The sequence below is a fragment of the Streptomyces sp. AK010 genome, assembly GCF_014207295.1.
Taxonomy (GTDB): Bacteria; Actinomycetota; Actinomycetes; order Streptomycetales; family Streptomycetaceae; genus Streptomyces; species Streptomyces massasporeus.
Window position 1 is genome coordinate 118,192 of the sequence record NZ_JACHCX010000012.1, and the last position, 16,978, is coordinate 135,169.

At 67.1% G+C, this 16,978-nt stretch carries 16 protein-coding genes; 7 read left to right on the forward strand and 9 right to left on the reverse strand.

Going from position 1 to position 16,978, the window contains the following annotated elements:
• Nucleotides 1–17: 17 nt before the first annotated feature.
• From HDC93_RS23040 to HDC93_RS23050, 3 genes are all read right to left on the reverse strand, one after another.
• Nucleotides 18–596, reverse strand: coding sequence for a hypothetical protein (locus HDC93_RS23040; RefSeq protein ID WP_260419712.1), 579 nt, complete (start codon nucleotides 594–596; stop codon nucleotides 18–20).
• Between the two features lie 70 nt (nucleotides 597–666).
• Nucleotides 667–1,671 (reverse strand): hypothetical protein, encoded by a 1,005-nt coding sequence (locus HDC93_RS23045; protein WP_185012744.1) that lies wholly within the window; start codon nucleotides 1,669–1,671, stop codon nucleotides 667–669.
• Nucleotides 1,672–1,736: 65 nt separating this feature from the next.
• Nucleotides 1,737–2,399, reverse strand: coding sequence for a hypothetical protein (locus HDC93_RS23050; protein WP_185012745.1), 663 nt, complete (start codon nucleotides 2,397–2,399; stop codon nucleotides 1,737–1,739).
• Between the two features lie 687 nt (nucleotides 2,400–3,086).
• Between HDC93_RS23050 and HDC93_RS23055 the strand changes: the two genes are divergently transcribed.
• The 5 genes from HDC93_RS23055 to HDC93_RS23075 all read left to right on the forward strand — a co-directional run bounded on the left by HDC93_RS23055 (nucleotide 3,087) and on the right by HDC93_RS23075 (nucleotide 6,508).
• Nucleotides 3,087–3,401 carry a hypothetical protein gene (locus HDC93_RS23055; protein WP_185012746.1) on the forward strand — a complete coding sequence of 105 codons (315 nt, stop codon included), beginning with the start codon at nucleotides 3,087–3,089 and terminating at the stop codon, nucleotides 3,399–3,401.
• A gap of 3 nt (nucleotides 3,402–3,404) precedes the next feature.
• Entirely contained in the window at nucleotides 3,405–4,709 is a 1,305-nt protein-coding gene (locus HDC93_RS23060; protein WP_185012747.1) for a putative T7SS-secreted protein, read from the forward strand.
• A gap of 79 nt (nucleotides 4,710–4,788) precedes the next feature.
• Nucleotides 4,789–5,178, forward strand: coding sequence for a hypothetical protein (locus HDC93_RS23065; protein ID WP_185012748.1), 390 nt, complete (start codon nucleotides 4,789–4,791; stop codon nucleotides 5,176–5,178).
• Nucleotides 5,175–5,858, forward strand: coding sequence for a hypothetical protein (locus tag HDC93_RS23070; RefSeq protein ID WP_185012749.1), 684 nt, complete (start codon nucleotides 5,175–5,177; stop codon nucleotides 5,856–5,858). The genes HDC93_RS23065 and HDC93_RS23070 overlap by 4 nt, the downstream gene beginning before the upstream one ends.
• Entirely contained in the window at nucleotides 5,855–6,508 is a 654-nt protein-coding gene (locus HDC93_RS23075; protein WP_185012750.1) for a hypothetical protein, read from the forward strand. The genes HDC93_RS23070 and HDC93_RS23075 overlap by 4 nt, the downstream gene beginning before the upstream one ends.
• Nucleotides 6,509–6,784: 276 nt before the next feature.
• On the opposite strand, the gene HDC93_RS23080 is transcribed toward HDC93_RS23075, so the two are convergent.
• From HDC93_RS23080 to HDC93_RS23100, 5 genes are read right to left on the reverse strand one after another with little or no spacing between them, the layout of a single operon-like run.
• Nucleotides 6,785–7,327, reverse strand: a complete 543-nt coding sequence (locus HDC93_RS23080; RefSeq protein ID WP_185012751.1) for a hypothetical protein — start codon at nucleotides 7,325–7,327, stop codon at nucleotides 6,785–6,787.
• Nucleotides 7,328–7,359: 32 nt separating this feature from the next.
• Nucleotides 7,360–8,028: a hypothetical protein gene (locus tag HDC93_RS23085; protein ID WP_185012752.1), complete on the reverse strand. Its 669-nt coding sequence runs from the start codon at nucleotides 8,026–8,028 to the stop codon at nucleotides 7,360–7,362.
• Nucleotides 8,009–8,605 carry a hypothetical protein gene (locus HDC93_RS23090; RefSeq protein WP_185012753.1) on the reverse strand — a complete coding sequence of 199 codons (597 nt, stop codon included), beginning with the start codon at nucleotides 8,603–8,605 and terminating at the stop codon, nucleotides 8,009–8,011. The genes HDC93_RS23085 and HDC93_RS23090 overlap by 20 nt, the downstream gene beginning before the upstream one ends.
• A 33-nt stretch (nucleotides 8,606–8,638) precedes the next feature.
• Nucleotides 8,639–9,865, reverse strand: a complete 1,227-nt coding sequence (locus tag HDC93_RS23095) for a putative T7SS-secreted protein (protein WP_185012754.1) — start codon at nucleotides 9,863–9,865, stop codon at nucleotides 8,639–8,641.
• On the reverse strand, nucleotides 9,862–10,173 hold the full coding sequence (locus tag HDC93_RS23100; RefSeq protein WP_185012755.1) for a WXG100 family type VII secretion target: 312 nt from the start codon (nucleotides 10,171–10,173) through the stop codon (nucleotides 9,862–9,864). Before HDC93_RS23100 ends, HDC93_RS23095 begins: the two co-directional genes overlap by 4 nt.
• A gap of 152 nt (nucleotides 10,174–10,325) precedes the next feature.
• On the opposite strand from HDC93_RS23100, the gene HDC93_RS23105 reads away from it, so the two are divergent.
• Nucleotides 10,326–11,006, forward strand: a complete 681-nt coding sequence (locus HDC93_RS23105) for a hypothetical protein (RefSeq protein WP_311774603.1) — start codon at nucleotides 10,326–10,328, stop codon at nucleotides 11,004–11,006.
• A gap of 103 nt (nucleotides 11,007–11,109) precedes the next feature.
• Here HDC93_RS23105 and HDC93_RS23110 read toward each other — a convergent pair whose 3' ends face one another.
• Nucleotides 11,110–11,412: a WXG100 family type VII secretion target gene (locus HDC93_RS23110; protein ID WP_030840100.1), complete on the reverse strand. Its 303-nt coding sequence runs from the start codon at nucleotides 11,410–11,412 to the stop codon at nucleotides 11,110–11,112.
• A 395-nt stretch (nucleotides 11,413–11,807) separates the two neighbouring features.
• Between HDC93_RS23110 and HDC93_RS23115 the strand changes: the two genes are divergently transcribed.
• Nucleotides 11,808–16,451: an FtsK/SpoIIIE domain-containing protein gene (locus HDC93_RS23115; RefSeq protein ID WP_185012756.1), complete on the forward strand. Its 4,644-nt coding sequence runs from the start codon at nucleotides 11,808–11,810 to the stop codon at nucleotides 16,449–16,451.
• Nucleotides 16,452–16,978 lie beyond the last annotated feature (527 nt).

Genomic DNA, 16,978 nt, shown 5'->3' on the forward strand with positions numbered 1-16,978 from the left:
AAGTACCCTTCACTCGCTCACTCCCCCACATGCTCCCGATCCCACCGACTCTGCCGCACACCACCCCACGTCCCCATCCCTACCGCGAGCACGAACAGGACGGCGAGGAGCCCGGCCTCAGAGCCGGTCTCCTCGTCGGTGGCCGGCCTGGCAACGCCTTCGGGGTCATACCGGACCCGCAGCTTGGAGCCCGCCGTCACCCACTCCCCGCATCCCTCGCCTTCCGAGAGCGCGGGCGAGATCTCGCGCCCGTCGGCTGTGCGCAGGTCGCAGAAGTCGGTCTTCCCGCTGTCGTCCTTCCGTACGACCACGGCGTCGCTCCATGTGCCCCGCTCTGCCAGGGCGGCCTGGTCACCGGCCTCCCTGCCGAACACTCCCAGCGCAACCCCGGCGACAACGGGGAAGAGGAACTGCCAGGCGACCTTCCGCCGCTTGCGCGGAACCCTCCGCAGCACCAGAACCGGCACGAGAGCCGCAGCGAGCGGCAGCACGATCCAGGCGAGGAGCAGAGCCACCCCGCCCACTGGCCTCGGCAACGGCACGACGGGCCCGAGCCAGGCGAGTCCGAGCGAACCGCCGGCACATGCGACGCTCAACGCCGCCCACCGCACCAAGTCGGAGCACTACCAGGCCCCTTGACCGCACCGCGATACCTGCACCGCGGTCTCAGACATGGTCTCCGCCGGTCGAACGGTTTACTGCCTGGGCTTCCTTGACCGTCACATCTTGCTCGAACGTGGACAGCCCGTCCGGCAGCCCCGGTTGCCGCGCTGGACCGTCCGGGTCGGCCGAGTCGGTCCAGGTCACCGTCCAGGTGATCGACACCTTGAAAGGGTAAGTACCGTTGCCGGACGCCCGGAGATACGTGACGTTGCAGCCGACACCCTCACTGTCGGCCGTGTAGCGGCCCTTGCCCTTGACCAGGTCATACGTGCAGCTCTGCGGGTCCGCGTCGGTGGTACCCGCTTCGACCTTGAGCGCCACCGGCGTGGCCACGGTGGTGGCGGCGAGCTGGACACCCTTGTAGTCGAGGCTGGCGGTCGTCCACACGCGGTCGAGATCGCCCTTGAACGCGACCCGCGTACCGAGGTTCACGAGCAGCCGGTCCGCGCGGGGCTGCAACTCCACCGGCGGACTGGGCAACTTGGTCGAATTGAAGGCCAGTTCGGAGAGCATCTCGGGGGTCACCTTGTTCGGGTCCGGCTGCGGGTCGGCGGGCGGGACCCAGATCTCCCAGTTGTCCGTGGTGACACGGCAGGCCTTGCTGAAATTGTCGTCGCGGAACTGGACCTGCCACCACAGGCCCTTGTCGCCCTTGTGGTACTTCTCCTTGCCCCGCTTACGCGCGTAACTCGCGGCAGGTTCCCCCGCGCCTCCATAGGCGTCCTTGATGAACGTCTCGTACTCCTCCGGCGTGTACATGGGCTCGTACCAGCACACGGGCGGTGCCCCGTTGGCATCGGCGGAGGTGGCGGACGCGGTGGCGCTTCTCGAGGCCAGGGTGCTCTGGTTGATGCGGATGTGGGCACCGATGGAACCCTTGCCGGACTTGGCGCCGGCATCGGTGCCGACGCCCGACTCGGCACCCGGCTGGGCGGTCTCAGTGGTGCCGCTGTCACCGCTGACCTGGCCGTCACCCGCGTACGCAGGGGAGCCGAGGCACAACGTCACCAGGAGCCCCGTGGCGGCGGCCGCGCGGAGAAGCGGACGACGATCCTGCCGAGCCGCCCGTACCCCTACCCCTGAACGCACGACGCGCCCCCCTTCTTCCAGCTCTGCTTCTGTACCTGCCAGTCACCCCGCGAGTCCCTGGCGGCCTGAAGGGTGTACAGGATGAAGTCCTTGTCGCTCGGCTGGGTACGCAGCACCTTCTTCGTGCTGATCTCCTTGCTATACCCCTTGCTCTGGTCCTCGCAGTAACGGACCGCTGTGGTCCTGCCGTTCGTCACGTCCGTGACCTCGAAGCCAAAGTATCGATAGTCACCACTGACGGTGAGCCCGTCCTCCTTGACCGCCGCGATCCGATCGGTCCAGTAGGTAAGGGCCGAGGCCGCAAAATAGCGGTTCATGTTCGCCGTCCGACCACTGCCCTTACCGAAGGCCTCCAGGCGTGCCTGAGCCGAGTACGCCACGTCTCGCAGGATCGCGTCCTTCGTAGCATCTCCGGTCTGCTCGTTCTCGACCGCAGCCTTGACATCCGACGGGAAGTCGAACGTCGGCGCGCCTTCCTCCGGCGCAACGGATGCGGACGACGACGATGATCCCTTACCTCCCCCACCGGCTCCTGCGATCTCGTCGCTACTCGATCCGTCATCCGAATCGCTGCTGCAACCAGCCGCAGAGAAAGTGACAGCAGCAAGGAGGCAGGCCGCAGCCACCCTCCGGCGGGTAGTCAGCATGGCGCTCGTCCTCAGAGGTAGATGGTCGGCGTGACAACGGATGATCCCATGGGGCGCAGCCGTTCACCGAAACGCCTATCAGGACCGGTACGGTCGTGTGATCCATGTGGAGACCCCTTCACATGGAGGATCGCCCGCGTCTACGAACCTTCACCAGCTTCACGTCTCGAAGAAGATGACGCGCCGCCTATGCACACCCCCAACTCCACCCGCGAGCACAGGAATCACCCCCTTCACCGAGAGGCTCTGCCCGACAGACCGCGGAACCCAACAGATACCGTCGGCGTACCTGGCACACCGTTCTCGCTCTCGGGGTGAGTCACTTGATACGCCGTCTGCAGTTCCGCCCGCCGCCGCGTCCGCCACAGGCTCTCCGTTACGGCTCACGCCACGGACCGTTCGGCCAGACGCTCGGCGCCACCGCCTGGGCGTGCACGACCGCCGACCGCTGACCGGTTACAGGCGCGGTCCGCCACTGGCAGGTCACGGACCTGCGACGACCGGTGTCGGCCGTGACCGGCGGCGGTGCTGCCCGATCCGGCCCCGCACATCATTGGGTGCCCACATTCACGAGCAAGGCCCAGGGACTGCGCCCTGACGAGCGGGGAGGCGTTTGCGGTGACCGTGCCAGCGGGTTGAACCCGCACAAGAGTATTTTTGACGACGCACGTACAGATGGAGGGACCCATGGGGGAGCACGACCGCCTGGTGGTCGACTACAAACTTCTGGAGTCTTCGAAGACAAATCTCAAAGACATCAAAAGAGCCCTCAAAGGCATCGATAAGCATCGTTCCGACATTCATGACATCTGGGGCCATGAGAGCATCTCCGGAAAGATGGACGAGTTCGTCAGCAACTGGGACAACTATCGACGTGAACTCCTCGAAAACGTCGAGGACTTGGGCAAGCAGGTAGAGACCTCACTCAAGAGCTTCGAAAAGCTGGACCTCGACCTCAAGAAGGCGAGCGAGAAAAAGCACAGCCAGAACGGGGGAAACTGACCGATGGGCACAGGTAAGGGAAAACGCCGACCGGTCGACTGGCATCCGCTGGCGGAGAAGGACCCGATCCCCGGCGATCCGGAGGACATCCGAGACGAGGTCCGCAGAATGAAGGACCTCGCCTCGACCCTCCGCGACCAGGCCGGCATCCTACGCAAGGCCGCTGACGGCGACGCCCTGCAGGGCAAGTACGCCGACAAGATCCGCGAGAAGTCCGGCGACCTCGAGAAGCGCTTCCGCGAGACAGCGGGTCGTTACGAACGCGTGGTGGGCGACCTCGGCAGTTGGGCCAACGAGCTGGAGGGCTTCCAGGAGCGGGCCGACGGCGTCCTCCGAGCCGCGAAGCAGGCTGACGAGGAACACGCTGCCGAGGTGAAGAAGAAGGAGGCCGAGGCCAAGAAGGACGGCAAAGACGGCGACAACAAGTCGTCGGAGGAGCCCGATCCCAACAGCCACCTGGCGTCGTACCACAAGCAGCTCAACCAGGTCATCTCCGACCGCAACTCCCGTGCCCAGTACTACGCCAAGAACATCGGCGCTGACATCTCGGATGTCATCAAGGACAGCAAGTGGGAGAACTTCAAGGACTGGGTGCACGAGCACGCGGATACCATCAAGAGCGTCATCGAAGTACTGAGTTGGGCCGCGACCATCATCGGGGTCATCGCCCTCCTCTTCACACCGGTCGGCTGGCTGGCGACTCTCATCACGGTAACCACCCTAAGCCTCACGGCACTTGTCGGCGTCGGGCACACGTTGCTGGCCCTCTCCGGTGACGGGAACTGGGCGGACGTCGCCATGGACGTCTTCGCGCTGGCGACGCTGGGATTCGGCAGCATCGCGATGAAGGGTGTGAAGGCGGCAGCGACGACACTCAAGACCGCCAGTAGGGCGGGGCGGTTCCAGCGCTATGCGAATCTGCGCAAGCTGCTCGACAAGAACGTCATGCGATACGGTGCCGACTCGGCCCGCGGCGCGAAAGCAGTGCGCGCGAAGGATGCGCTGCGCCAGATCGGGGCGAAGGAAACGCGACCCGGCACGACCCGGCTGGACCGCCTGCTGAGCGGCGAGGGGGAGGTCGCCAGCGCCTCCAAGTTCGCCAAGGCGATGCGGGCCGAGTTCGGCGGGAATCCCGATGTGGTGAAGGCTGCCAATGCGATGGACAAGGCTGCGCTGAAGTTCAAGCTGAACTATGGCGCTGCCACCACGGTGGACGTAGGTGACAAACTCGGAGAAAAGGGCCCCTATGCGAACCAGTACGGTGACGCCAAAGACGTTCTGACGCGTGAAGTCGGGAGCCGCTGGTGACCACGACTCAGAAGTTAGAATCTGCTGACATGAGCCGGGTGTGGCGAAACCCAAAACAAGGACTAGAGGAGTAGAGATCGTGGCGACAGTTCCGGCGAAGAGCCCTCAGGAATCGCGGGCCATGAGATTCCTTGCTGCGTGCACACTGGTACCTATTCTCTGTTTCGCCTTCCAGGACCTCGGTAGCAAGTACGGCGGAATGGAATGGCTCACCTACGATTATGCGGCATGGCCGTTGATGATTGCGCCCATACTGATGCTGATCCTGTTCTTCAGGAGCCGAGACCTCATCCGCAACCCTCGGATGGGTTCCAACTTCTCCCAGACGATCAAAATCGTTGCCGCCATGTACTTGATCTGGAACATCATCGGGGCCCTCGGCTACAGCTGGCTGGCCGTGATCTCGGTACTCTCCTCCCTCACGATCCTGGTGGCCGACCGGCAGCTCAAGAAGCAGGCAGGCGCGTGAGTACGTCCGATCTGGAGCAACAGCCATCCCCCGTCAAGCTGGCCGCTCCCCGCGGCTATGAGCTCGTCCTGCCGCCCGGTTGGGTGCGCATCCCCCTGCGCGAGGGCACCAAGGAAGCGCTCGAGAATGTCCTCTTCTCACACATGGGGCAAGTCCCGGAAGGCATTCCCCGGGACGAGGCGATGCGCTTCCGACTGGACATGCGTCGCCAGATGGAGAAGCAGGCCCGCGCAGCCAGGAGAAACGGCGGCCTTGACCTCTACCTTCCGGTGCTCCCACGCGGGGGGATCTTCCTGATGGCCTCTTTCATCGTTGCCGAGATGCCGATCGGTCAAGACCATGCGGTTCCTCCACAGGCAGTGATCGCTCAACTTGCCGACGAAGGCGTCCCCGACGGAACGGCGACGGAGGTCGAGGTGGCAGGGGCTCCCGCGCTCCGCCGCGCCTACCGTTCCGCCCCTGCCGAGGAGGAGCTGAGTTCCGCCCCCGAAGCCGTACGGCAGACCGCCCTGCCGACGCGGCGGGTCGAGTATGTGCTCCCCGTGGCCGACGGTCCCGGTCGCTGGATCAGCATCAACTTCTCCACACCAGGTGACGGCGATCTGGAAAGTGAGTTCACCGGCGTACTGGTCGAGTTGTTCGACGCGGTGGTCGGCACGTTCAGATGGAGTTATGAGTGAGCTGGCTCAACGTCAAGCACGCCATGGATCTGGCCCCCTGGATCCGCATCCCGCTCATGTGGCCGGAGCCTGGCCTTGAGGACGTCGAGGAGGCACAGACGCCTGAAGCGTGGGCACGCTACTTCGCCGAGGGCCTCTGGGCGGATTTTGCGTCGGAGAAGCCAGAGCCGGGCGAAGTCGACCTGCTGACCAACATCCTGTTGATGTACGCCCTCAGGGCCCCCGCGGCCTTTCCGGACTTCGAGGTCTTCCTCCATCTCCCGCACCCTCGGGAGATCCCGCTTCCGGCGTATGTCGATCTGGTGCAGATCGAGGAGGGCGAAGACCGGGAAACGGCATTGCGGGAGCTCACCCATGCCGATGCGAGTTACACCGTGGAGCCCCCCATCGTCGAGGACTTCGACTCTCCGCACCTGGGAGCCGGCTTGCGGGTGCTGCGCTACTACCAGGACGACGACAGCAACGAGGTGCACGTCGGACTCCGTTACGCCTGGCGCTACGAGAAGGGCGAGGAAGCCGCGGACGTCCTGATCATCCTGGCCGATCCCGACGCCGGCAGGATCCTCCGGGCTCTCGACGATGTCGACGAATTCGCCCGCACCATCCGGATCAGCCCGGATGAGGAAGCCGATACCTGGAAGTCCTCATGACCTCCGCGTGCCAGGCGGATCCCACCCGAGACGCCGGGGGCGCGGCGCAGCCCTCCGCCGCCCCTGGCGCGGTGACAGCACCGAGGACTCCACCGAATGCCCCAGGTCCTGCGGACAGCTCCACGGGCGTCGGGACGGTCCCGCGACGAACCGCTTCCACAGGCCCATGAGCAGCAGGACCACGCCCGCGCCGACCACCAGGCAGAGACTCACTCCGGCGATTCCAAAGCGGTCGCGCCCCGGCGTCCTCCCGAAGTCTGCGGGCGGCCCCTTACGTCACTCCACCCACCGCAACGACCCCGCGATCGCGTCGCACAAACGCTCCATCGGACCGGCCATCCCCATGACCGGAGACGAGAAGGAGAGTGTCAGGTAGCCGACCCCGCCGGGCATCAGGACGTGGACGTTCAGCGTCGTGGCACCGAGGACGCGGACAGCCGGCCCCGCCGTCAGCTCCACCACCGACACGTGTCGCCGCCCCGCACCTTCTGGCTCTCGCAGTTCGAGCCACGCCGCGTACTTCTCCGGGTCGGCGGGGGTATCGCCCAGCGGCACCAGGGACACCAGGAGCGAGGCGGGGAGGCCGCCGTCCCGGGAGATCGTCAGGAGGAAGAACTCCATGGCCCCGCGCGCCCGCCCGGCCTCCGCGGTGTTGCGCAAGGCGGTCCATACGTCCCGCTTGAGTTCCGCGGAGACGTTCCGACCTTCCGACTGGCGGTCGACGAACGTCTTCAGTTGGGAGCGCCAGCGGTCCCGCATGAGGTCGACCCGGAACCACTCGCGCGGCACCAGCAGTTCGTAGTCCCTGGGCGCCTCCATCGTCGGCGGGGTATCGCCTGCTGCCGCTTCCTTCACCCCGGCATCACCAGCGGAGCTCCGTCCGTGTCGAAGAAGCGGACGCTCTTCACGATGCCGGCGAACATGGCAGAGAAGACGTCCCACCCTTCTACGGTCGGCGTGCCCATCTCCAGTACGAGCACGGTCCCGTTGTTCAGGGGTATCTGGACCTGTATGAACGACGTCCAGATCGGTTCGTCCCGGCCCGACTGGGTCAGACTGCCGTCGATGCTGGATGACCGGTTGCCGACGCATGTCACGGCCGGGCCGCAGGGCAGCTGCACATCGCCGATCTCTCCGAGCTCCAGGTGCCGCATCGTGGTCGCGATGAAGCCCGCCGGATTGGCGCCGGCTCGCTCGTCGAGGTCCAGGAGGCTGACGTTCACGGTGGCCGTGCAGCGGACACCGTCAACCTCCGTGGTGACGAAGCCCGCGTACTGTACGCCCGCTTCGATGAACTCGTCGTAGTGCGCCACACACATCGCGGCGTACTGCACCTGCACTTCCTCGTCGGCGCCGGGCAACGCCTGCTTGGCCAACTCGATCAGCTGCTCGGCCAGTTCATCCAGGTCGTCCGCCTCGAAGGGCAGCTCGAGGAAGCCCTCCGGCATGATCCAGCGGACCTCTATGCCGTCGCTTCCCTCGAGGCTGCGCCGGGCTTCCTCAACGGTGTCCGTGGTCATCTGCGCCTTCGCTCTCGGACTTCTCGCGGTCGTCCACCTCGGGACGGAATGTCGCCGCGAAGGGGTAGGGCCCGTAGTGCGGATAGTGGGCGGGGATGTCCGCCCCTCCCCCTCGGGCGATGTGGGCGATCTTCCGGTACGCCACCGCCCGGGCCCGCAGGTTCTGCCGGGCCGGATCGCCCCATTGTGAAATCGCGCTTCGCACGAAGAAGAAGACCTCAAGCGCCAGGACGGCTCCGGCGACCGCCAGGTAGGCGTTGCGGGCTGCTGCGGTCTCCCAGTACTGAGCCACGCCGGCCCAATAGGTCACGGCCCCGAAGCCGAGGAGCGCCAGCGGCACTCCGTGCTTGAACCCTGCGTTGAACATGTCCTCTTCATCGACATGACGCCGGCGCAGCAGTTCGAGCACCACTCGGTCGTCCAGGAAGTCGAACCGAAGCTCTCGCCGAGCTTCCTCCGCGGCCCGCTTGGCCTCGGGCACGGAAGCGATCACCGAGCTCTCGACCAACGTAGCCACGTCACCCCCCCGCCGGCCGATGAACTCCCGCGGCCCGAGGTTCCGCTTGTCCTCGCCCATGGTTTCTGTCCTCCTTGAACGGATTTTCAAGCCTTAAGCCGCCAAGGCCGCATTGAACGGCTTCGGCGAAACGTTCGGAGCGGGACCGGGCGAAGGCGACGGCGCAGGTGTCGGAGTAGGGGTGGGTGTACTGGCGGCAGGCTCCTGGTAACCGGTCCTCTCACCGTTCTCGCCGCTGAGCATCCTGTGCAGGGCGCTGCCGAGACCGGCCCCCTTGATCACTCCCGTGATCTTCCTGCCCTCTATCGCGCTGCGGCCTGCCTTGCCCAGAAACCAGTTGACGCCCTTGACGGCGATCCCGTTCATGAAGTTGTCTCCCACACCGCGGAGTGCGGCGGAGCCTCCCACCTTGAGCTTTGCCAGTCCCTTGACACCCTTGAGCGCCTTGATCCCCTTCAGGGCGCCAAGTCCGGGGAACACTCCCAGCGCATCGGCTCCCAGCTTCATCCAGTCGACCTTCCCGCCACGCACTGTCATGTCGTATGCATGGCCGGCGAGCGCAGCCGCGCTGGTCACCACCGCAAGGGCCGCGAAGACGGGGGCCAGGAACTGAAGGGGTGGGACGAAGGCGCAGATCACCGCAAGCACGGATAGAACGGCCGATATGTTCGACAACATGTCCGCCCAGTCCGCCAGGAGGTTCATGAATCCGCCCGGGTCCCTGACCGCATCATGGTGCACGACGTTCCTGATGTGCCGGGCTGCCTTGTCTCCCGCGTCGTCGTAGATTTCTCTTGCGTCCTTCACCGCCTTGCGGGCAGACCCGATGTCACGCAGGGCCTCGTCGCGCTTCTTGACCCAGCGCTCGTACTCTTCCTTCTCCGCGGCCGGAATGTTGTTCATGGGGTACTTCTCGGTGAATTTCTTCACCTCGTCGTCCGCGAGGTCGTGGTCGGCCTTGGCCGCACGATAGTCGGCAAGCGCCTTGTCCGCCTTGCGTTGCGCTCGGCGCATTTCGCTGGCGAACTCGTCCGAGCTCCCTTCGCGCACATCCTCCCCGACGGCCTTGGCCGCTTCGTCGTAGCGCTCGAATGACTTCTTCAGCTTGTCGGCCGTGCCACCGGCGATCTCGTGGAAGCCCTTTCCGGCCTCACTGTCCCAACCCTCGACCGAGGCCAGGGACTTGATGACCCGGGACTGCTCGTCGATCATGTCGGCCATCTTGCGCAGCTTGCGCCCGAGTTCGGCCACTTCCTCCGGATCGCCCGGCGTCGGGTCGTCATGCCACAGAGGCGGCCAGTCGGAGTCCGTCCTGCTCACTTCTTCCCCTTGCTCTGCGCCTTGGCATCCCGGATGGCTTGTGCCAGCTTCTGGTCGACTTCGTCGTACGTCTTGGCAGCGGTGCGGGTGAACTCGGCCAACTGCTCGAGTTCCTTCATCAGTTTCTTACGGGTCTTCTTCCAGGTGTCCCCGAAGTCCGAGAAGGCGTCTTTGAGGCCGCCATGACCTACCGCCTGGCCGTACTCGTCCGCAGGGTTTCCGTGCCGCTCGAACTCACCGTGAATCTTGGTCAGATCGCGTGAACACTTTTTTATGGCGGCGAGGTCCGCCTTGATATGATCCCCCATGGGCAATACCTCTCTGCGTCTCTCTTACTTTTCTCGGTGAAATCCTGCGGGCGTGAGCACGGCTGCGGACTCCCTCACTCCTCATGGCGTCCCATACGAGCTACGCTCTCGACATACCGATCCTGTTCCGCGTCGGCGAGGAGAGTCTTGACGTGACACCCACGGACACCCAGCGGGCGGCGATGGACCGCCTCGGCATCCAGGCCGAAGCGGGAGACTGGTGCTGGATCGGCAAGATCCCGCAGCCCCCTGCCGACGTACTCCAGGCCGCAGGCAACCCCCGTCTCCGCCCTGCCAGGCTGCCTCCACTGAGCATGATCGGCATGGTGCTCGGCGCACCGTTCATACCTCTCCTCATACTGTTGCGCCTTCTGTCCGCTGCGGAAGAAGCCGTCAAGCGATCCCTCGACAGGAAGGAAGAGAAGGAGCAGCGGCGCGCCAAAGAGGAAGAGGAAAAGCGCCGGGACGCCGCCATCGCCCAACAAGATCTCGACAACGTCTTCGACGGCAACTGGCACGGCGACGCCGGGCAGTTCCTGCTGCGTTGGTACAGCTACTCCACCCACCACGAGCGCATGCTGCTTGCGACCCGGGAGGGGATCGTCCTGGCGGCTCCACCGCGGCGCGTAAGCGTGGGGCGGGAGAAGCGCATGCAGGTCGTCGCCCGCCTGCCTGCCTCCGAAGCAATCCTCGTCGACCCCTTTTCCGGCGAATTCGAGACGAGCATCCTGCTCATACGTTTCCGCGACGGATCCTGGCTGCGCGTCGACACGGAAGAAGTCCGCAGCGACCTGCACACCTACCTGCTCCGGCAGCCCCTCCCCGACAACTGACGAACCCCGTCCGGCCGACCCGGCCGGGTGCCGGCAGCATCTCGCTCCCGGCACCCGACAAGCCCCTGAGCCCACTGTGCTCCGAAGCCCTGAGCCCTGAGCCCTACTTGCTCCGAGCCTGCTTGGCCAGCTCGTCGTCGATCTGCTCGAACTTGTCCGCGGCCATGGTCAGGTAGTCACCCATGCCGTCGAGACCGTCCAGCGTGTCCTTCATGCCGCGCACGAACTCGTCGAAGTTCTCGTCGAACGCCTTCGACGAGCTCTTCGTGACGTAACCGCCCTGCACAAGGTTGTTGATGTACTTCTTGAGGCCCTCGAGTTTCTCCTGGAGCTTTTCCTTCTCCTTCACGACATGCTTGGCTGCATCCCGCATGTCCTGATATGTGACATCAAGGTCCTTGGCCATGAAGCCGCTCCCTCTCACAACGCCGCAGGGCCAACCCCCGTGGCTTCCCTGTTTGCGGACTCTTCGGCCCGGAAGCCGAGTTGCACTCACCGCCGGCAACCGGTGTGATCGTCCGCTCTTGCGTCAGCAGCTTACGGGTGTGGCCTGTGGTGCCCCATACCCGCCTTGTGAACGAGCCGTCATGAAAGCGTGTACGCCGTTGCCATCGGGAACGTCACGGCGCCTCCCCATTGCCCCGCCGTCGTACCGAACGGATATCGTCCCTGTACCGCTGTGACCCGCGTGGCCGAAGAGCACGAAGAGCACGAAGAGCACGAAGAAGGCCAACAGCACAGCGGTACCAGCGACAGACACCACGCGGCCGTACCGGCCCGGTGGCACGGGGAGGACAAGTCGTGCGCCTGACTCTGACCGTCGTCGACCCGTACGGCGGCGGCACCGCCGACGTGGTGCTCGATGCCGATCCTGAGTCCACCGTCGGGGACATCGCGCAGGAGCTGGCCAAGCAGGTGGGGCACAGCGGGGCGCAGGTCATCCCGCTCGGGCAGCACCGGCACGCGCCGGCCAACAACGCGCCCCTCGTGTACGTGGACGGGTACGCCGTCGATCCAAGCGCCACCGTCGTCGGGTCGCCCCTGCGCGAGGGCGCCGTCGTCAGTCTTCAGGATCCGTCCGGGTGTCTGCCGGGTGAGCCGACCGGGCTCGTCGAGCTGCGCGTCGTCGGCGGGCCCGCCGCGGGGTTCGTGCACCGGCTCGGCGTCGGGCGCTACGACATCGGCAGCGGCGCGGCGTCGTACATCCGCCTCGACGACCCCGAGGTCGACGCCCGGGCCCTCACCCTCTCCGTCGCCGCCGACGGCACCTGCCAGGTCGCCGTGCACTCGGACAGGGAGCACGTCACCCTCGACGGCACCTGTCTCGCGGAGGACGAGGACAAGAAGAAGGACGAGCCCAGCGGCAAGAAGCGCGGCAAGAAGAAGGACCAGGAGAAGACGGAAGAGAAGAAGACCGGGCCCGTCGAGTGGCCCCTCGGCGCTCAGATCGGGGTCGGCAACACCCTTCTCGAACTCACCCGGTACACACCGCCGAACGCCGCCCTCAAGTGGTCCGACGACGGCGTCGGCCTCGACTACAACCGCCCCCCGCGGCTGCGTCCGCCCGAGCGGCAGACCAGCTTCCGGCTGCCGTCGCCGCCCCGTGAGTACGAGGCCAGACCGCTGCCCTGGCTGATGGCGCTGACGCCGCTGGTCGGTGCCGTCGTGTCGGTGATGATCTTCCAGCGCTGGTACTACCTGATCATGGCGGCCCTCAGCCCGATCCTGCTCTTCGCCAACTACTACAACGACAAGAAGCACGGGCGTAAGTCGCACGCCAAGCAGGTCGAGGAGTACGAGGAGCAGAAGGAGCGGATCGAGAAGGACGCCCAGGACGCGCTCGTCGCCGAGCGGAACGACCGGCGGCACGCCATACCCGACCCGGCGACCGTGCTCGCCCTCGGGACCGGACCCCGTACCCGTCTGTGGGAGCGGCGGCGCACCGACCGCGACCACCTGCTGGTCCGTTTCGGGACCGGGCAGCTGCCCTCCGAGGTGGTGCTCGACGACCCCGAGCAGGACGACCACCGTCGCCAGGTGACCTGGAAGATCGAGGACGCCCCGGTCGCGCTGCACCTGCGCACCCTCGGTGTCGTCGGCATGGCCGGGCCCGGGGATTCCGCCCGTGCCCTCGGGCGCTGGGCCGTCGCGCAGACCGCGGCCCTGCACAGCCCGATGGACGTGCAGTTCTACGTGCTGAGCGACAACGCCGCGCAGGAGTCCTGGGACTGGGTGCGCTGGCTGCCGCACGCCCGGCCGTCCGGCGGTCAGGATGTCAACGCGCTCATCGGGACGGACGCCGAGACGGTCGGCGCGCGGATCGGGGAGCTGACGCAGATCCTCGACGCGCGCAAGAAGGCCGCCGAGGCAAACAAGTCGCGGGGCAATTCGAGCTTCGGCGACCCCGACATCGTGGTGGTGTGGGACGGGTCGCGGCGGCTGCGGTCCCTTCCCGGCGTCGTACGGCTGCTGCGCGAAGGGCCGGCCGTGTCGATGTTCGCCATCTGCCTGGACGCCGAGGAACGATTCCTGCCCGGCGAGTGCCAGGCATACGTGGTGGCAGAGCCGAAGGCCGCGGAGTACGCGCCGGCCCAGCAGACCCAGCAGCAGCCCCAGCAGGCCGCCGGCGGTTTCCCCTCCTTCCAGGCCTGGCACACCAACGACCGCCGGCCCGAACAGGCCGACCGGACCGAGCAGTTGCGGCTGCGTGTCGAGGAGGCCGGTGCGGAACGCCTGAAGGACGTACGGCCCGACTTCGTCTCCGCGGCCTGGTGTCTGCGCCTGGCGCGGTCGCTGTCGCCGCTGCGGGACATCAGCGGCGAGACCGAGGACTCGGCGCTGCCCGGGTCGAGCCGGCTGCTGGACGTGCTCCAGCTGGAGCCGCCGACCAGTGACGCGATCGTGGCGCGCTGGCGGATGGGCGGGCAGTCGACGCTGGCCGTGATCGGCGAGTCGTACGACGGGCCGTTCGGGCTCGACATCCGCAAGGACGGGCCGCACGGTCTGATCGCCGGTACGACCGGTTCGGGTAAGTCGGAGCTGCTGCAGACCATCGTGGCGGCGCTGGCGGTGGCGAACACGCCTGAGAACATGACGTTCGTGCTGGTCGACTACAAGGGTGGCGCGGCGTTCAAGGACTGTGTGCATCTGCCGCACACGGTCGGCATGGTGACCGACCTCGACGCCCACCTGGTGGAGCGGGCGCTGGAGTCGCTGGGTGCGGAGCTGCACCGGCGCGAGCACATCCTGGCCGCCGCCGACGCCAAGGACATCGAGGACTACCAGGACCTGGTGCGCCGGGATCCCTCGCACCAGCCGGTGCCCCGACTGCTCATCGTCATCGACGAGTTCGCCTCGATGGTGCGCGACCTGCCCGACTTCGTCACGGGGCTCGTGAACATCGCCCAGCGTGGTCGTTCCCTCGGCATCCACCTGCTGCTGGCGACGCAGCGGCCGTCCGGTGTCGTGTCTCCCGAGATCCGCGCCAACACCAACCTCCGTATCGCGCTGCGGGTGACGGACGGCGGCGAGTCGTCGGACGTCATCGACTCGCCCGAGGCCGGGCACATCTCCAAGAACACCCCGGGTCGCGCCTACGCCCGGCTCGGGCACGCCTCGCTGGTGCCGTTCCAGTCCGGCCGTGTCGGTGGCCGCCGGCCCGGTGCGGCCGACCCGGCCGTGCTGATGCCCTGGGTGGGCCGGCTGGCCTGGGAGGACCTGGGCCGGGCGGCGCTGGTCAAGCCGAAGGCCGAGTCCCGTGAGGACGAGGAGATCACCGACCTGAAGGTCCTCGTGGACACCATCCGCGACGCCAACAGCTCCCTCGGCATCCCGCCGCAGCACAGCCCGTGGCTGCCCGCCCTGGACGAGACGCTGCTGCTTACCGACGTGGAGCTGCCCGCGTTCGCGGGTGGCCCCGGCAAGCTGCCACCGGCGCCGTACGGCATCGAGGACCTGCCCGCGAGCCAGGCCCGCCGCCCGGTCGCCGTGGACTTCTCCTCCTTCGGCCACCTCATGATCGGCGGCGCCCCGCGCAGCGGCCGCTCCCAGGTGCTGCGCACCCTCGCGGGCTCCATCGCCCGCACGCACTCCATCGCCGACGTACATCTCTACGGCATCGACTGCGGCAACGGCGCTCTCAACGCCCTGACGCGGCTGCCGCACTGCGGTGCGGTCGTGAGCCGCAACCAGACCGAGCGGGTCGTGCGGCTGGTCAACCGGCTCAAGGGCGAGATGGGCCGCCGCCAGGACGTGCTGGCGGAGAAGGGCTTCGCGGACATCGGCGAGCAGCGGGCGTCGGTCGCCGAGGACGAGCGGCTGCCGCACATCGTGGTGCTGCTGGACCGCTGGGAGGGCTGGGTGCCCACCCTCGGAGAGGTCGACCACGGGTCGCTGACCGACGAGTTGCAGACGATGATGCGCGAGGGCGCCAGCGTAGGCATCCACCTGGTGCTGACGGGCGACCGCACCCTCCTGGTGGGCCGGATCGCGACGCTCACCGAGGACAAGTACGGTCTGCGGCTCGCCGACCGCAGCGACTTCTCCGCGCTCGGCATCCCGGCGCGCAAGGTGCCGGAGGAGATTCCGCCGGGCCGCGCGTTCCGCAACGAGTTCGGTACGGAGACGCAGTTCGCGCTGCTCGCCGCGGACACCACCGGTCAGGGCCAGGCCGCGGCGCTGGCGGCGATCGGCGAGGCGGCCGCGGCCCGCGACGCCGACGTCCCCCGCTCGCGGCGGCCGTTCCGCGTCGACAGCCTGCCCAGCCGCATCTCCTTCCCGGAGGCGTGGGAGCTGCGCGACCCGGACGCGTCCCGCTCGCGGCTGTTCGGTCTGGTCGGCATCGGCGGCGACGAGATCGTCGGCTTCGGCCCCGATCTGGCCGAGGGCGTACCGGCGTTCGTCGTCGCGGGCCCGGCCAAGTCGGGCCGCTCGACGGTCATGCTGAACTTCGCCCACTCGTTCCTGTCCCAGGGCACCCGCCTGGTCATCGCGGCCCCGCGCCAGTCCCCGCTCCGCGGGCTCGACGGCACGGACGGCGTCCTGAAGGTCTTCACCGGCGACGACATCGACGAGGACGAGTTCGAGGAGCTCGTCGACCAGGCGTCCCTGGAGGAGCCGATCGCCGTCCTCGTCGACGACGGCGAGCTCCTGGAGGACTGCGACGCCGAGAGCCAGATGAAGAAGCTGGTCTCCCGCGGCGCCGAACGCGGGCTCGCGCTCGTCATCGCCGGTGACGAGGAGGACGTGTGCAGCGGCTTCTCGGGCTGGCAGGTCGACGCGAAGAAGGCCCGCCGCGGCATCCTGCTGTCCCCGCAGGAGTCCTCCAGCGGCGACCTCGTCGGCGTCCGCCTCAACCGCGGCATGGTCGGCGGCCAGGTCGTCCCGGGCAAGGGCATGCTCCACCTCGGCGACGGAGAGCTGCGGACGGTGGTCATCCCGGGGTGAGGCGTTGAGCGGGGGGCGGCGAGGCCGATGCGGAGGAAGGCGGCGGGGTCGGCGCTGCGGTACGAGCACCGGCCGGGCAGCCCGTCAGTCTCCGAGCCGGAGAAGCAGGGCTGGGGTTGTCTGTGGGCCTGCGTGGCGCTTCCCGGCTTCGTCGCGTGCTCATGCCGATCGTCCTGTTCGACATGTACTGGGGCCACGAGCTCTGGGGCGACTTCGCTCCGGCTGGCCTGGCCCGGCGGTGCGTACGCCTTCGCCGGCACGGTCGGCGCCCTGGTGCCGGTGGTCTTCTTCGCCTGGGTGGCGCCGCTGACCCGGATGAGCTGGAAGAGGAGCAAGCGGCGTTCGCTGGCCTTAGGGGTCCTTTCACTATGCCCGTCCGGGTCGCGCGGCCTGGCACCGCACCTCGCCGCGTTGCCGAAAAGCCCTAGTAGCTCCGCTACGAGGGCTTCCCGGCGCCTTGCGACGCACGGCACCAGACCACGCGCCCTGATCGGACGCTCACAGTGAAAGGACCCCTTAGTGGCAGC

What these genes read in the sequence shown, in the direction of transcription:
- HDC93_RS23050 (WP_185012745.1), bottom strand. Translation starts at nt 2,399, where the DNA reads ATGCTGACTACCCGCCGGAGGGTGGCTGCGGCCTGCCTCCTTGCTGCT.
- HDC93_RS23055 (WP_185012746.1), top strand. Translation starts at nt 3,087, where the DNA reads ATGGGGGAGCACGACCGCCTGGTGGTCGACTACAAACTTCTGGAGTCT.
- HDC93_RS23060 (WP_185012747.1), top strand. Translation starts at nt 3,405, where the DNA reads ATGGGCACAGGTAAGGGAAAACGCCGACCGGTCGACTGGCATCCGCTG.
- HDC93_RS23080 (WP_185012751.1), bottom strand. Translation starts at nt 7,327, where the DNA reads ATGGAGGCGCCCAGGGACTACGAACTGCTGGTGCCGCGCGAGTGGTTC.
- HDC93_RS23085 (WP_185012752.1), bottom strand. Translation starts at nt 8,028, where the DNA reads ATGACCACGGACACCGTTGAGGAAGCCCGGCGCAGCCTCGAGGGAAGC.
- HDC93_RS23090 (WP_185012753.1), bottom strand. Translation starts at nt 8,605, where the DNA reads ATGGGCGAGGACAAGCGGAACCTCGGGCCGCGGGAGTTCATCGGCCGG.
- HDC93_RS23100 (WP_185012755.1), bottom strand. Translation starts at nt 10,173, where the DNA reads ATGGGGGATCATATCAAGGCGGACCTCGCCGCCATAAAAAAGTGTTCA.
- HDC93_RS23110 (WP_030840100.1), bottom strand. Translation starts at nt 11,412, where the DNA reads ATGGCCAAGGACCTTGATGTCACATATCAGGACATGCGGGATGCAGCC.